General features: G+C 65.7%; 9 protein-coding genes. 6 read left to right on the top strand and 3 right to left on the bottom strand.

Annotated elements, in window-relative coordinates; genetic code table 11:
- Window positions 1-186: 186 nt before the first annotated feature.
- Both ACVW16_RS09605 and ACVW16_RS09600 read right to left on the bottom strand, forming a co-directional pair.
- Window positions 187-1,677 carry a caspase family protein gene (locus tag ACVW16_RS09605; protein WP_456738790.1) on the bottom strand — a complete coding sequence of 497 codons (1,491 nt, stop codon included), beginning with the start codon at window positions 1,675-1,677 and terminating at the stop codon, window positions 187-189.
- A gap of 134 nt (window positions 1,678-1,811) precedes the next feature.
- A complete protein-coding gene (locus ACVW16_RS09600; protein ID WP_456699005.1) occupies window positions 1,812-2,732 on the bottom strand; it encodes a LysR substrate-binding domain-containing protein in 921 nt (306 codons plus the stop codon).
- A gap of 95 nt (window positions 2,733-2,827) precedes the next feature.
- Between ACVW16_RS09600 and ACVW16_RS09595 the strand changes: the two genes are divergently transcribed.
- The 6 genes from ACVW16_RS09595 (at window position 2,828) to ACVW16_RS09570 (ending at window position 11,620) form a co-directional block, all read left to right on the top strand.
- Window positions 2,828-3,271, top strand: coding sequence for a DoxX family protein (locus ACVW16_RS09595; RefSeq protein ID WP_456699004.1), 444 nt, complete (start codon window positions 2,828-2,830; stop codon window positions 3,269-3,271).
- A 337-nt stretch (window positions 3,272-3,608) separates the two neighbouring features.
- Complete coding sequence (dctP, locus tag ACVW16_RS09590; RefSeq protein ID WP_456699003.1) at window positions 3,609-4,640, top strand: TRAP transporter substrate-binding protein DctP; 1,032 nt, start codon at window positions 3,609-3,611, stop codon at window positions 4,638-4,640.
- Between the two features lies 1 nt (window position 4,641).
- Complete coding sequence (locus ACVW16_RS09585) at window positions 4,642-6,501, top strand: TRAP transporter large permease (protein WP_456735990.1); 1,860 nt, start codon at window positions 4,642-4,644, stop codon at window positions 6,499-6,501.
- A 12-nt stretch (window positions 6,502-6,513) separates the two neighbouring features.
- Window positions 6,514-7,491 (top strand): NAD(P)-dependent oxidoreductase, encoded by a 978-nt coding sequence (locus tag ACVW16_RS09580; protein ID WP_456735989.1) that lies wholly within the window; start codon window positions 6,514-6,516, stop codon window positions 7,489-7,491.
- Window positions 7,492-7,715: 224 nt separating this feature from the next.
- Window positions 7,716-10,301 (top strand): EAL domain-containing protein, encoded by a 2,586-nt coding sequence (locus ACVW16_RS09575; RefSeq protein ID WP_456738789.1) that lies wholly within the window; start codon window positions 7,716-7,718, stop codon window positions 10,299-10,301.
- Window positions 10,302-10,405: 104 nt separating this feature from the next.
- Window positions 10,406-11,620, top strand: coding sequence for an ABC transporter substrate-binding protein (locus ACVW16_RS09570; protein ID WP_456698999.1), 1,215 nt, complete (start codon window positions 10,406-10,408; stop codon window positions 11,618-11,620).
- Between the two features lie 51 nt (window positions 11,621-11,671).
- Here ACVW16_RS09570 and ACVW16_RS09565 read toward each other — a convergent pair whose 3' ends face one another.
- Window positions 11,672-13,429 carry a peptidoglycan-binding protein gene (locus ACVW16_RS09565; protein ID WP_456738788.1) on the bottom strand — a complete coding sequence of 586 codons (1,758 nt, stop codon included), beginning with the start codon at window positions 13,427-13,429 and terminating at the stop codon, window positions 11,672-11,674.
- Window positions 13,430-13,539: the final 110 nt, after the last annotated feature.

The following is a 13,539-nucleotide window of genomic DNA, read 5'->3' as shown; positions in this document are numbered from 1 at the left end:
CTCCGAACATCCTGAGTCTGTCGATCAGACTACAGCATTTCCGGAAGAGAGGCAGGGTGCGGCCTCTTTGTCGTGCGAGCGGAGCGAAGCAATACCAGAATCGCTCCGCGGAAAAGACTCTGGATTGCTTCGCTCCGCTCGCCGTGACGGAGGGCAAGTTTGCCCTCCGCTTCGCGATCGGTGACCTCAGTATCTGTTACCGCGGCTGTAATCGCCGTGCCCCATCTCGCCGCCGCGGCCGCCGCCACCCATACCCATGCCGATGCCAATCCCGATGCCGATGCCTTGCATCACGGCGCCGGGCGGCGGGCCTTGCGGCGGCGCGCGCTCGACGACGACCTCGTCGGGCGGCGGCCGGCGCTTCGGCGGCGTGTCGACGACCTTGCGCCTTGTCGGCGGGGGCGTGTCGTCGACGCGCTTCTTGATGACAGGCGCAACCGTCGGATTGATCGGCGTGGCCGGCGGCGTCGGGGCCGAGCAGGGGCAGGTCGGCGCCATGGCGACGGCAACCGGGAGCGCGGCGGCCGCAACCGGCAAGGCATAATTGCGGTTCTGCACGCGGAGCAGCAGCCGGCGCGCGGTGGCGGCGAGATCGCTGTTGTCCCAATTCGCAAGATAAGCCTCGTATGAGGCGCGGGTGTTGATCGCCAACGCGCGGTCCCATGCCAGCATCTGGCGCCGCCGCTCCAGCACCGTGCGCAGCCGCGGGGTGCGGATGTCCTGCGCGTACAGCTCGATATAGGCCTGATACGCAGGCACCGTGTCGTCGGCGATCACGAGATCATAGGCGACCTTGGCGTCCTTGCCCTGCAGATCCTTGCGCCAGTCCTCGACGCTGCGGGTGGCGCCGGCGAGCGCCATCGCATTGGCGCCGGAAGCAGGAGGCGGCTGGTTGCTGCTCTCGCCGAAGAACCTGAAGTCTGTCGTCAGCGACGAGCTTTCCCAGGGGATCTGCCGCCCGTCGGTCGATTGCGCCACCGCGATGCGGATGCGCTTGAACACCTCCTCGATCGGGATGTTCGGTTGCTTGGCGACCGTCAATGCGGCCGTGGTGTAGGGACTGTCGGCGCCCGCGCCGTCCTCGGCTTCCGCCCCCGGCGAGGTCGAATATGAAATGAAGGAGCCCGGTGCACCGGCCTTGGTGTCGACGATGGCGAGGCCATGGCCGGCGCCCGACAGCGCCGGGAACGGATTGTTGCGGCAGGCATCGAGCATGAAGATGCGGGCCCGCGTCGGCAGCGCGCCGAGTGTATTGAGCAGATCGTTGAGCCGCACGCCCTGCAGCGGAATGTCCGCCTCGCGCTTGGGATCGAGATCGACAGGCACGAGATAGTTCTCGCCGTCGATCTGCAGGCCGTGGCCGGCATAGAACACCAGCGCGATGGTGTCGGCGCCGCTGGCGCTGACTTTGCCGGCGAAGTCCGAGATCGCCTGGCGCATCTCGTTCTGCGCGAGGTTCGGCGCTGCGGTGACCGTGAAGCCGGCATTGCCGAGCAGTTCGGCCATGCCCTTGGCGTCATTGGCGGCGTTGGGCAGCTCCGGCACCGTGCGATAGGCGGATTGGCCGATCACCAGCGCGAGCCGGGCTTCGGCTGCAGCCTGGGACGGTGTCATCAAACGGGTGAGCGCAAGGAGACCGGCGGCAAGAACTAAAAGACGAAGGACTGGACGGCGCATGGTGTCACCTCCATCGGGCAATGGCGCGAGGATGTCACCTTCTCTAGTCGACCGCCATTGCTCTGTCTGTGCGCCAGCTCACGCTCGAGCAGATGGGGCAGGGCATCTGCCCGAGCCGACGCGTCATTGCGATGTCAAAACAGTCCACGATCCCAAGGAGGCTCTGGCCCGAAGCGCGCGGCGAGGAAATCGATGAAGGCGCGCACCTTCGCCGGCGGACGACGATCCGGCAGGTAGACCGCATGCACCGCGGAGGACTGCATCTCCGGCTGGTCGAGCGGCAGCGCGACCAGCGTGCCGGCGCGCAGATCGTCGGCCACGATGAAGGTCGGCTGCCGCGCGAGGCCAAGGCCCGCGAGCGTGGCCGCACGCAGCGCATCGCCGTTGTTGGCACGCAGGTTTCCGGAGACCTGGACGCGGATCTCACCCTCCGCGCCGAACAGCCATTCCGCCGCGCTGGCCTGCTGTGAGAGCGTGTAGCCGAGGCAATTATGCGCGGCGAGGTCGGCCACGCTGCGCGGGGTGCCGTGTTTCGCCAGATAGGACGGCGCCGCGCAGACCACCAGCCGGTTAGGCGCGAGCTTTCGCGCCACCATGGAGGAGTCGCGCAGCTTGCCGATGCGGATCGCGAGATCCCAGCCTTCCTCGGCGAGGTCGACGAGGCGATCATTGAGGCCGAGCTCGAGCGTCACCTCGGGATGGCGCTCCGAGAAGTCCGCGATGAGCGGCGCGATCTGCCTTGTGCCGAACACGACGGGCACGTTGACCCGCAATGATCCGCGCGGCTCGACGCGCTCGCGCGCGACCGCGGCATCGGCCGTCTCCATGTCGGCAAGGATCCGCTCCGAGGACTCCAGATAGAGGCGGCCGGCCTCGGTGATCGACAGCCGCCGCGTGGTGCGGTGGAACAGCTTGATGCCGAGCCGCGCCTCCAGCGAGGCGACATGCTTGGTCACCATGGTCTGCGACAGGCCCATCGCCCGGGCCGCGCCGGACAGGCTGCCGTTGGCCGCCACCTTGGCGAAGACCTCCAGGCTGGTCAGGCGGTCGAGCATCTATTTCGCTCCAATGGTGTGAAGTATATTTCCAAAATAGCGGATTATCATTCTTCTGAGAATATATCATACAGCGGCCAACAATGGAGACCGCTATGATCGATTCCCGTACCGCTCCCTACGCCGCGCTGGTGCTGCGCGTGACCTTGGGGGCGTTGTTTCTGGCCCACGCTGGCCTGAAGCTGTTCATTTTCACCCCCGCAGGCACTGCAAAGTTCTTTGGCAGCCTCGGCTTCCCGCCCGAGCTCGCCTACCTCGTCATGACCGTGGAAGTTCTCAGCGGCATTGCCCTGATCCTCGGAATCTGGACCCGCTATGCGGCGCTTGCCGGCATCCCGATCCTGCTCGGCGCGATCTTCACCGTGCATGGTGCCGCCGGCTTCTTCTTCACCAACCCGAAGGGCGGCTGGGAATACCCGGCGTTCTGGGCGATTGCACTGGCCGCGCAGGCGCTGCTCGGCGACGGCGCCTTCGCGCTGCGGCCTTCGCGCGATGTCGAGGCGGCGAACGGACAGCTGAGCATCGCGTCGTCACGCTGACGTCAGTCGTATCATTGAACTGCGAGAGCTGCGGGATCTCGGTCCCGCAGCTTTTTTGCTGCCTGCCCATCGATCCGCGTTCGGTATCGATCCATACCTGAATTGGATCGATCTACGTCAATCTTGCAGCCCGTTGTTCGGTCGCGTTGCGGCATGATTGAAAACATCGGCAATCATAGGCATTCCCCGGCCATCCTTGCCGCGCGCTCGCCACTTGCGCGCTCGCGCCGCCCCCAGCCGCGAGCCTTGCCTGCCCCGTCGCTTTGGCCATACTCTCCGCGCAACAGGCCATGGCAACGACCGCGGCTGCAAAACAACAATATTCGGGAGAGAGACCATGACCATCGTGCCATTCAGCCGTCGCACGTTCCTCAAGTCGTCGACGGCCGTGACCGCCGGCCTCGTGCTGTCTCCCGCCATCATCGGCCGCGCGGAAGCGGCGACGCTGAAGCTGAAATGCTCCTCCTCGCTGCCGAACGATCCCAAATTCGCCAACGGCCGCGTCTACTACGACAACCTCGTCAAGAATTTGAAGGGCAACGGGCTCGGCGACCAAGTCGAGGTCGCGTTCTTCCCGGACAACCAGCTCGGCCAGGAAATCGACGTCATCAATTCGGTGAAGCTCGGCGTCATCGATCTCATGGTGTCGGGCTCGTCGATCTCGGCCAATCTGGTGCCGCTGGTCGGCACCTATGATCTCGGCTTTCTGTTCTCGAGCTTTCCGCAGCAGACCAAGGCCTTCGACGCCGGCGCGGCCAGGCCGATCGAGGACGCGCTGCTCAAGGGCAGCAACATCCGCATCATCGCCTGGGCCTATAATTTCGGCTCGCGCAGCGTGCTTGCCAGGAAGCCGGTGAAGACGCCGGAGGATCTCGCGGGTCTCAAGATCCGAACGCTGCCAAATCCCGTCATCACGGAATGCCTGCGGCTGATGGGTGCCGCCGCGACACCGCTGGCGTTCGGCGAAATCTACACGGCGTTGCAGGCCGGCGTGCTCGACGGTCTCGAGCACGATCCGCCGACGATCCTCGCCAGCAAGTTCTATGAGACGGCAAAATTCTACGCGCTGACGCAGCACAATTTCTCGCCGCTCGCGATCTACTTCAGCGACATGACCTTCAACCGCATGGATCCGAAGCTGCGCGAGGGCTTCCTCGACGCCGCGAAGAAGGCGGCGGCCGACACGCGCGCCCATGGGCTCGCGGTCGAGAAGGAGGCACTGGCGGCCTTGACCGAGAAGGGCGTGACGGTGGCCGAATGCGATCGCGAGGCGTTCAAGAAGCGGGTGGCGCCGCAGACCGACAATTTCATCAAGGCGCGGCCGGAGTCCAAGGCGGTCATCGACATCATTCGTTCGACACAAGCCTGAGATGGTGGTGGCAGAAGCCGTACCGCTCCCGAACCGCCGCAACGGCGGCATCGCGTTGCTGCTGCGTTGCAGCGACGCGATCGCGGCCGTTCTGCTGGCCGCCGATCTCGCCGTCGTTTGCGCCTCCGTGCTGCTGCGCTTCTTCTTCAACGCGCCCGTCGAATGGTCGGACGACGTCGCGCGCGGATTGATGGTCGGCTCCGCCTTCTTCGGCGCGGCAAGCGCGCTCGCGCGCGGCGAGAATGTCGGCGTGTCCTTCTTCCGCGATCTGCTGTCGTTGCGGCTGCGGACGCTGGTCGATGCCGCCAGCGCCGTGCTCGTCGTGCTGATCTCCGCCTATGTCGCCTACAATGCGATCAAGCTGGGCTCGCTGACATCAGGGCAGACCACCGGTTCAGGCCTGCCGCTGGAGCTCACGTTCTACCCGATGGGCATCGGCGCGCTGTTCATGACGGTGTTCGCCATCGATCATCTCTGCGCGCGGCCGCTTCCGGACATCGTCGGAGGCCTCATCGCCATCGCCGTGGTGACCAGCCTCTACCTCATCTGGGACTACCTGTCCCCATCATCGGTGCCATCGGCGGGCATGCTGATGCTGATCGGCTTCTTTGCCACGCTGTTCGGCGGCTTGCCGATCGGTTTCGCGCTGGCGCTGGCCGCCCTGATCTTCATCTGGGTCGAGGGCGCGCTGCCCGGCGTCATCTTCGCCCAGCAGATGGCGCGCGGCATCGACAATTTCGTGTTGCTGGCGATCCCGTTCTTCATCCTCGTCGGCTACCTCATGGAAGCCAACGGAATGTCGGTGCGCCTGATCGAGCTGTTGCAGCGCGCGGTCGGTCGCATGCGCGGCGGCCTCAACGTCGTGATGGTGGCCTCGATGGTGCTGTTCTCCGGCATCTCGGGCTCGAAGATGGCCGATGTTGCGGCCGTCGGCTCCGTGCTGATCCCGGCGGCGCGCCGCTCGCGGCAGAACCCGGGCAGCGCGGTGGCGCTGCTTGCCGCGTCCGCGGTGATGGCGGAGACCATCCCACCCTGCATCAACCTGATCATTCTGGGCTTCGTCGCGAACCTTTCGATCGGCGGCCTGTTCATGGCAGGGCTGCTGCCGGCGGCGCTGATGGCGGCGGTGCTGATCGCGTTCTCCATCGCCTTCGGCAAGCCGCCTGGTGACGCCGAAGAGGTCGAGCGGCAGGTGCCGGTTTCGGGCCTGTGGAGCGGCGCGCTCGCCTCCTTCGGGCTGATCTTCATGATCTTCTTCGGCTTCAAGAGCGGCTTTGCCACGGCTACGGAAATCTCCGCCTTTGCCGTCGCCTACGCACTTGTCGTCGGCAGCGTGGTGTTCCGCGAGCTCAGTTTCAGATCGGCCGCGCGTGGTTTCGTGCAGGCGGCCACGCGTGCAGGCCTGGTGCTGTTCATCGTCGCCGCCGCGCAGTCGCTGGCATTCACGCTGACCTTGCAGCAGGTGCCGCATGCGGTCGGCGAGTTCATGCTGGGACTGTCCAGGACCTCGGGCATCTGGCTGTTCATGCTGCTCGCGATCGCTGTGCTGATCGTGATGGGCTCGGTTCTGGAAGGCGCGGCCGCGCTCATCATCTTCGGGCCGCTGCTGCTTCCGGTCGCGGTGCAGCTCGGCATCGATCCCCTGCATTTCGGCGTGGTGCTTGTCATCGCGATGGGCGTCGGCCTGTTCGCGCCGCCGCTCGGGCTCGGCCTTTACGGCGCATGTTTGATCGGCAATGTGCCGATCGAGCAGACGGTCAGGCCGATCCTGGGCTATCTCGGCCTCCTGTTGCTCTGCCTGCTCGTCATCGCCTTCGTGCCATGGCTCTCCACCGCGTTGCCGCGCGCATTCGGCTACTGAAGGAGTGCTGCCGTGAAAGTCCTGCTGGCCCACACGCCGGAGATGCGCCGCAACTATTACGGCGATCGCAGCCTGAACGGCCTGCGCGCCATTGCCGATGTGATGCTGCATGAGGGCGACCAGGCGCTCGACTCGGCTAGCCTCGTCAAGGCGGCTGAGGACGCCGACATCATCGTCGCCGATCGTATGACTGAAGGCCGCGGCGAGATATTTGCGCAGCTGCCGCGCCTGCGCGCCTTCGTCCGCTGCGCCGTCGACATCCGCAACGTCGATGTCGAAGCCGCCTCGCAAGCCGGCGTGCTGGTGACCCGCGCCGGCCCGGGCTTCGTGCAGGCGGTTGCCGAGCTGGCGATCGGCTTCATGGTCGATCTCTCGCGCGGCGTGTCGCGGGCCACGGCTGATTATCAGGCGGGCCGCAAGCCGGAGGCGCGGATGGGGCGGCAGCTCGCCGGCAGCCGGATCGGCATCATCGGCTATGGCAGCATCGGGCGCTATCTCGCCGAAATCGCCAAGGTGATGCGCATGGAGGTGCTGGTCTCCGATCCCTTCGCCGATGTCAGCGACAGCGCGATCAGGCAGGTCGGCCTCGACGAGTTGCTCGGGGCTTCAGACTTCGTCGTCTGCCTCGCCGTCGCCAACGAGCAGACCGAAAAACTGATCGGAGAGGCGGCGCTGGCGCGCATGCAGAAGCATGCCGTCTTCATCAACCTCTCGCGCGGCAATCTCGTCGACGACGCCGCGCTCGCGAAGGCGCTGCTGGAGAACCGCATCGCTGGTGCCGCGATGGATGTCGGCCGCGCCCCCGACCAGATGCCGACGCCGGAGCTGGCAAAGCTTCACAACGTTGTCGCGACGCCGCATGTCGGCGGCCTGACGCCGCAGGCCATCGAGTACCAGTCGCTGGAAACGGTGCGGCAGGTTGATGCCATCATCAAGGGCGAGGCCCCGCAGGGCAGCGTCAACGCCGACCGCTGGACGCGGCGGCCGTGACCGTCTCTGAATAGGCGCCGCCTGAGCCCCCTGATCGACCGGCCGCACAGGCGTCTCGCGCCGAACGGGCCCCCTCTGCGCCGCATTACTTCTCGGCGTTCGCGGAATGTTAAGCATGTCGTGCCTTCGCCGAACGCCGAGGGGTTGCAAAAACGTCTTGGACACCATCGAAGCGTTAGCCTCGGGCCGAGTTTCGCATCTTTGCGATGTATCCGGATCCGACGATGCCTGGCTGCGACGCCCCTGTGCCCGAGATGCCTGACGCGCTGCGTGCGGCACTCGAATGCGCCGACGACGGCATCGTCATCGTCGATGGCGCGCGTCGTATCACGCATTTCAATGCCGGCGCAGAGCGGATCTGGAAGCTGGCGCGCGCTGACGCCCTGGGCGGCGATGCCGCAATTCTCACTCTCAGATGCCTTCAGGCCGATCCGGTCGTGGATTTCCGCGACGAGATCAGTCTGGTGCGGCGCGACGGCAGCCGGATCAAGGCGATGATCGCACTTTCCTCGGCGACCATCGGCGGCGCCACCCATCACATCGTATTCGCGCGCGACGTGACCGCGGACGCCGAGCGTCGCGTCAGAATCGGGCTCCTCAACGCGGTCTCGGACCAGACCAATCGCGCGGTGCTCATCACCGACGTCGAGCAGAACATCCGCTACGTCAATTCCTCCTTCACGACGCTGTTCGGTTACACCAGCGCGGAGGCGGAGGGCCGGCGCGCGGCCGAACTCATCGCCGGTCGCCACACCAACCGCACGGCGATCGCCAGGCTCGTCAAGCGGCTCGTCGATGGCGGACCGCGCGGCGAAGTCGAGACGCTGGTCTACACCAGGGACGGTCAGGAGATTTGGGTGTGCGCCCGGATCGACGTCTTCCGCGACAACAAGGGCCGCGTCAAGCACATCTTCGCGCTGCTCGAGGACATCACCGAGAGCAGGCAGCTGCGCTCGCTGCAGCAGCTCATCATGGGCGCGCTCGCCGACGAGGTGCCGATCACGGAGATTGCCGACCGGCTGTGCCGCCGCGTCGAGCAGATCGCGCCCGACGTCGTCTGCTCGCTGCTGCACGTCGATGCCGCAGGCCTGATCCACCCGCTTGGCGGCCCGAGCCTGCCCGAGGACTATTCCCGCGCACTGGATGGCCTCGCCGTCGGCCCCGATGTCGGCTCCTGCGGCACCGCCGCCTTCTATGGCGAGCCGGTTCTGGCTGAAGATCTCGACACCGATCCGCGCTGGCAGCCTTACAAGGCCATGCCGCTGGCGATCGGGTTGCGTGCCTGCTGGTCGACCCCGGTCAAGTCCAAGGACGGCCGTGTCATCGCGACCTTCGCCTTTTACTATCGCGAGCCGCGCGCGCCCAGCAACTGGCACCGGCGCATCGTCGATGCCTGCGTCAACCTCGGCGCCTTCGCGATCGAGCGCAAGGAGGCGCGCGCCGAGATCGCGCGGCTCGCCTATCACGACATCCTCACCGGCCTGCCGAACCGCGCGCAGCTGCGGCACCTGATCACCACCGCGATCGATGCCTGTCCGACCGGCAGCCATGTCGCGCTCGCCTTCCTCGACGTCGACCGTTTCAAGGACGTCAACGACACGCTCGGCCATGCCGCCGGTGACGAACTCCTGATCCAGCTGGCGCAACGCCTGCGCGAGCAGATCGGGCCTCAGGACATGCTGGGCCGCCTCGGCGGCGACGAATTCGTCATCCTGCTGCCGCATCGCAATGCCGAGGGCGCCGAGCGCGTCGCGTCGCGTATCGCCGAGGCCCTCGCCGCGCCGTTTCGGCTCGGATCGAAGCCGATGGCGATGTCGGCCAGTATCGGCATCAGCCTCTACCCCGATCATGCCTCCGACATCGACACGCTGATGCAGCAGGCCGACGCGGCCATGTACATGGCCAAGCTGGCGGGCCGGTCGACCCATCGCATGTTCTCTGCCGAGATGAAGGGGCTCGCCGAGCAGCGACTGGCGATGATCGCCGCGCTCCGCCGGGCCGTCGCGGAGGGGGCGCTGACGCTCAGCTATCAGCCGCAGATCCGCAGCAGCGACGGCACCGTCCACGGCGTCGAGGCGCTGGCGCGCTGGCACGATGCAGCGCTGGGCGAGGTCTCGCCCGCAAGATTCATTCCGCTCGCGGAAGAATGCGGCCTGATCGAGCAGATCGGCCTGTGGTCGGTGCGCGAGGCCTGCCGGCAAATGGCGCACTGGCGCCAGGCCGGGCTCAACATCCCCTGCGTCTCCGTCAACCTGTCGCCGCTCAACTTCCGCAACGTCACGCTGGCCGCGCGGCTCACGGACATCCTCGCCGAACACGCGCTGCCGCCGGACGCGCTGATGCTCGAGATCACGGAAGGAACTTTCATGCAGGACGGCGCTGCCGCGCTGGAGACGATGCATGCGATCCGCGCGCTCGGCATCGGCCTGTCGGTGGACGATTTCGGCACCGGCTATTCGAGCCTGAGCCGGCTCGCCCATCTGCCGATTCGCGAGCTGAAGATCGACCGCAGTTTCATGCGCGACGTCGACAAAGATGCTGGCGCACTCGCCATCGCGACTGCCGTCGTGCGCGTCGGCCAGGGCCTCGGCCTGACCGTCGTTGCCGAAGGCGTCGAGACCGAAGGCCAGCGCAAGATCCTGGCCGAGCTTGGCTGCGACGTCGTCCAGGGCTTCCTCTATGCCCCCGCGCTCGCGCCTGTCGCCCTCGAGCGCTGGCTGATCGAGTATTGCGCGGAACAGGCGAGGGCGATGCTCGGCCGGCTCGACGTCGCGGCGGCTGGTCGCGATGCGGTGAAACGGTCGGCCTAAGCGGCTCCTGAGCAGAGCGACTTAACGGGTCGACATTCCACAAGGCCGAGATCATTATCCCCGCAGACGTCGCGGCAAACAGCGACGCGACAGGGAGAAGTTTCATGCGTTGTTGCATTGCGGTGGCGGCAGTCGCCACCTTCGTCATTCTATCGAGCTCGGCCTCCTTCGCCGCCGACAAGCAGTACGATCCCGGTGCCAGCGATACCGAGATCAAGATCGGGCAGACGATGCCTTATAGCGGGCCGGCGTCGGCCTATGGCACGCAGGGCAGGGCGGAGGCCGCCTACTGGAAGATGATCAACAGCCAGGGCGGCATCAACGGCCGCAAGATCAACTTCCTCAGCATGGACGACGGCTACAGCCCGCCGAAGACAGTGGAGCAGACGCGCAAGCTCGTCGAGCAGGACGAGATCCTGGCCGACATCGGTTCGCTGGGCACGCCGACAAATTCCGCCATCCAGAAATATCTGAACGGCAAGCGCATTCCGCACCTGCTGATCTCGACCGGCGCCTCGAAGTGGAACGATGCGAAGAGCTTTCCCTGGACGACGCCGTTCTATCCGCCTTACGCGCAGGAAGCCAAGATCTACGCCAAGTACATCCTCAAGGAGCTTCCCGACGCGAAGATCGGCGTGATCTATCAGAATGACGATTTCGGCAAGGATTACCTGAAGGGTTTCAAGGAGGGCCTCGGCGACAAGGCTGGTCTCATCATCAAGGAGCTCAGTTATGAGGTGACCGATCCCACGATCGATTCCCAGGTCGTCACTCTGAAGAGCGCCGGTGCCGACGTCCTGATGACGATCGCCACGCCGAAATTCGGTGCGCAGGCGATCCGCAAGGTGACCGATCTCGCCTGGAAGCCGACGCATTTCATCGTGTCGGTTGCAAGCTCGATCGGCGGCGTGCTCGAGCCAGCCGGGTTGGAAGCGTCCACCGGCCTGATCACGGCGCTGGCATTCAAGGTCGTGGGCGACCCCGCATGGGACTCTGATCAGGGCGTGCAGGACTATCTGGCGTTCATGAAGCAGTGGTATCCGGACGGAAATCCGATCGATGGCAGCAACCAGGTCGGTTACACCTCCGCGCAGTTCACGGCGCTCATCCTGAAGAATTGCGGCGACGTGCTGACACGCGAAAACGTCTTGAAGCAGGCCACCAACATCAGCAAGGCCTCGCTGCCGCTTCTCCTGCCCGGCATCACGGTCTCGGTGACGCCAACGGACTATTCCACGTTCGACACCTTCAAGCTGGCGAAGTTCGACGGCAAGACCTGGAAGTTCTTCGGCGAGAACCTGAGCACGGCATCGCGCTGAGGGCAGCCAAAAGCCCCGCCGGAGGCGGGGCTTGAGACGTGACCGGCCGGATTACTTCTTGGCCGGCTGCCCAGACGTCGATGGCGGCGGGGCATTGTTCTGGTTGGTCTGTCCAGTCTGCGTGCTCTGGTTGGTGCTGGGCTGACCGGTCGACTGGTTGTTGCTCGGCGCTGGGGCCTGGCCGGTGGTCTGGCCTGATGGCGGTTTTGTGCTGGCCTGGCCCGAATTCGCGGGCTGGTTCTGCTGCGCCTGGTCAGATGTGGACGGCTGGTTCTGCGGAGCCTGACCCGTGGTCTGGTTCTGCTGCGCCGGCGCGTTGCTCTGACCGGTGCCTTGTCCGGTCGTGTTCTGCGGCGGCGTCGACTGGCTATTCCCGCCCTGGCCGACCGTCGTCGACTGACCCTGCGTGGCGCTGATCTGATTGGATACGCCAAGCGCAGCGACGGTGCGGCTGTCGATCGAGCCGGAGGCCTGGAAGCCCTCCTGCCGCTGGAAGGAGATCAGCGCGCGGCGCGTTTCCGGCCCGAGGACGCCGTCCGCTTCGCCGGACAGCATGCCGCGCTGGATCAGGACGCGCTGGACGATTCGGATCTCGTCGGGGCTGAGATCGAGCGCAGCGACGCTGCTGTTGCCGCTCGAGCTGCCGCGGCGGGCATAATGCGTCCGCGGACCGGCGGGGATGACGTCGACGATCCGGCGGCTCCGGTCGGTGACGACGATCTCGTCATCGACGACGAAGAAGCTGTCGTCGCGGTAGTCAGGATAGACGTCGATCAGCGCGGGATAATCCGCAACAGAGATGACCGAGATGTCCCGCGGCACGACCGCGCCGGCATCGACGCGGAAGTTGATCGCGTTGTCGTTGACCCGCACGCGCTCCACATTGCGGGAATTCAGGACCGACTGTTGCAGCCGTGTCTCCTGCTGCGCGTTCAGCTGCACGCGGCCGGACATGCTCTGGGTCGTCCCGTTCTGAGTCTGCGCCTGGGCGTTTGCCTGTCCTTGCGTGTTGGCGCCGGTCGTCGTGCCCTGCGCGCTCTGGCCCTGGGCGTTGTTGTTGCCCGTGTTCGCGCCGGTGGTCGTCTTGCTCTGATCCTGCGCGTTCTTGTTCTGCGCCTCGCTCCTGGTGTTCGCGCCGGTCGTGGTGGAGTTCGGAGCCTGCGCATTCCTGCCGGTGGCATTCTTCTCTTGTGCGGTCTTGTCCTGAGCGCTCTTGTCTTGCGCAGCCTTGTCCTGCGCACTCTTGTCCCGGAGGTTGTCCTTGGTGTTGGCGCCCGTTGTCGCGCTCTTGTTCTGCTCTGCGCCTTGCGACTGATGCATACGGTCGCCGCGGCTCTGCCCGACGGTCTCGTTCTTCTGTTCGCTCTTGTCGTTCTCGGATTTGGACTGACGCGCGTGGTCGCGATCGCCATGCGACTGGCCGACGGTCTGGTCCTTGCCTTGCTTTTCATGCTCTGATTGAGACTGGCGCATATTGTCGCGATCGGGGGCCTGGCCCACGGTCTGCTTGTCGCTCTTGTCGCCCTTGTCAGCGGCGCGCCTGCTATCCTGCATGGCGGAGGAGCCCTCGGCCCGGCCGCCGGCGCGGCCCTGCGCCATGCCTTCGCTGTGGGAAGCACCGCCCGCGCCATGCGACATCGCACCGCTGGAATGTTCCGCGCCACCACCGCTGGAGGTTCCGCCGCCAGCACTCATTCCGCCGCCGGCACCTTCGCGCATACCCTGCGCCGAGCCCTGCACCGACGCCAGGCTGACGCCGGCGAGCAGCACTGCTGTGCTCAGCAGGAACTTGTTCTTTCCAATGTTCATCTCGATCTCCCTGAGTTTGTCGCTTGCAGTTGCGCCGGCCCCGTCGCGGCCGCGCGCATCTCTCCCGGTCGAAGCCCAAGGAGTCGGCCTTTGGCATCGACCCGATATTT

The sequence above is a fragment of the Bradyrhizobium sp. USDA 4474 genome (assembly GCF_054057515.1).
The sequence above is the reverse complement of the archived record's forward strand: the minus strand, read 5'-3'. Positions and strand labels throughout refer to the sequence as shown.

What these genes read in the sequence shown, in the direction of transcription:
- ACVW16_RS09605 (WP_456738790.1), bottom strand. Translation starts at nt 1,677, where the DNA reads ATGCGCCGTCCAGTCCTTCGTCTTTTAGTTCTTGCCGCCGGTCTCCTT.
- ACVW16_RS09600 (WP_456699005.1), bottom strand. Translation starts at nt 2,732, where the DNA reads ATGCTCGACCGCCTGACCAGCCTGGAGGTCTTCGCCAAGGTGGCGGCC.
- ACVW16_RS09595 (WP_456699004.1), top strand. Translation starts at nt 2,828, where the DNA reads ATGATCGATTCCCGTACCGCTCCCTACGCCGCGCTGGTGCTGCGCGTG.
- dctP (WP_456699003.1), top strand. Translation starts at nt 3,609, where the DNA reads ATGACCATCGTGCCATTCAGCCGTCGCACGTTCCTCAAGTCGTCGACG.
- ACVW16_RS09585 (WP_456735990.1), top strand. Translation starts at nt 4,642, where the DNA reads ATGGTGGTGGCAGAAGCCGTACCGCTCCCGAACCGCCGCAACGGCGGC.
- ACVW16_RS09575 (WP_456738789.1), top strand. Translation starts at nt 7,716, where the DNA reads ATGCCTGGCTGCGACGCCCCTGTGCCCGAGATGCCTGACGCGCTGCGT.
- ACVW16_RS09570 (WP_456698999.1), top strand. Translation starts at nt 10,406, where the DNA reads ATGCGTTGTTGCATTGCGGTGGCGGCAGTCGCCACCTTCGTCATTCTA.
- ACVW16_RS09565 (WP_456738788.1), bottom strand. Translation starts at nt 13,429, where the DNA reads ATGAACATTGGAAAGAACAAGTTCCTGCTGAGCACAGCAGTGCTGCTC.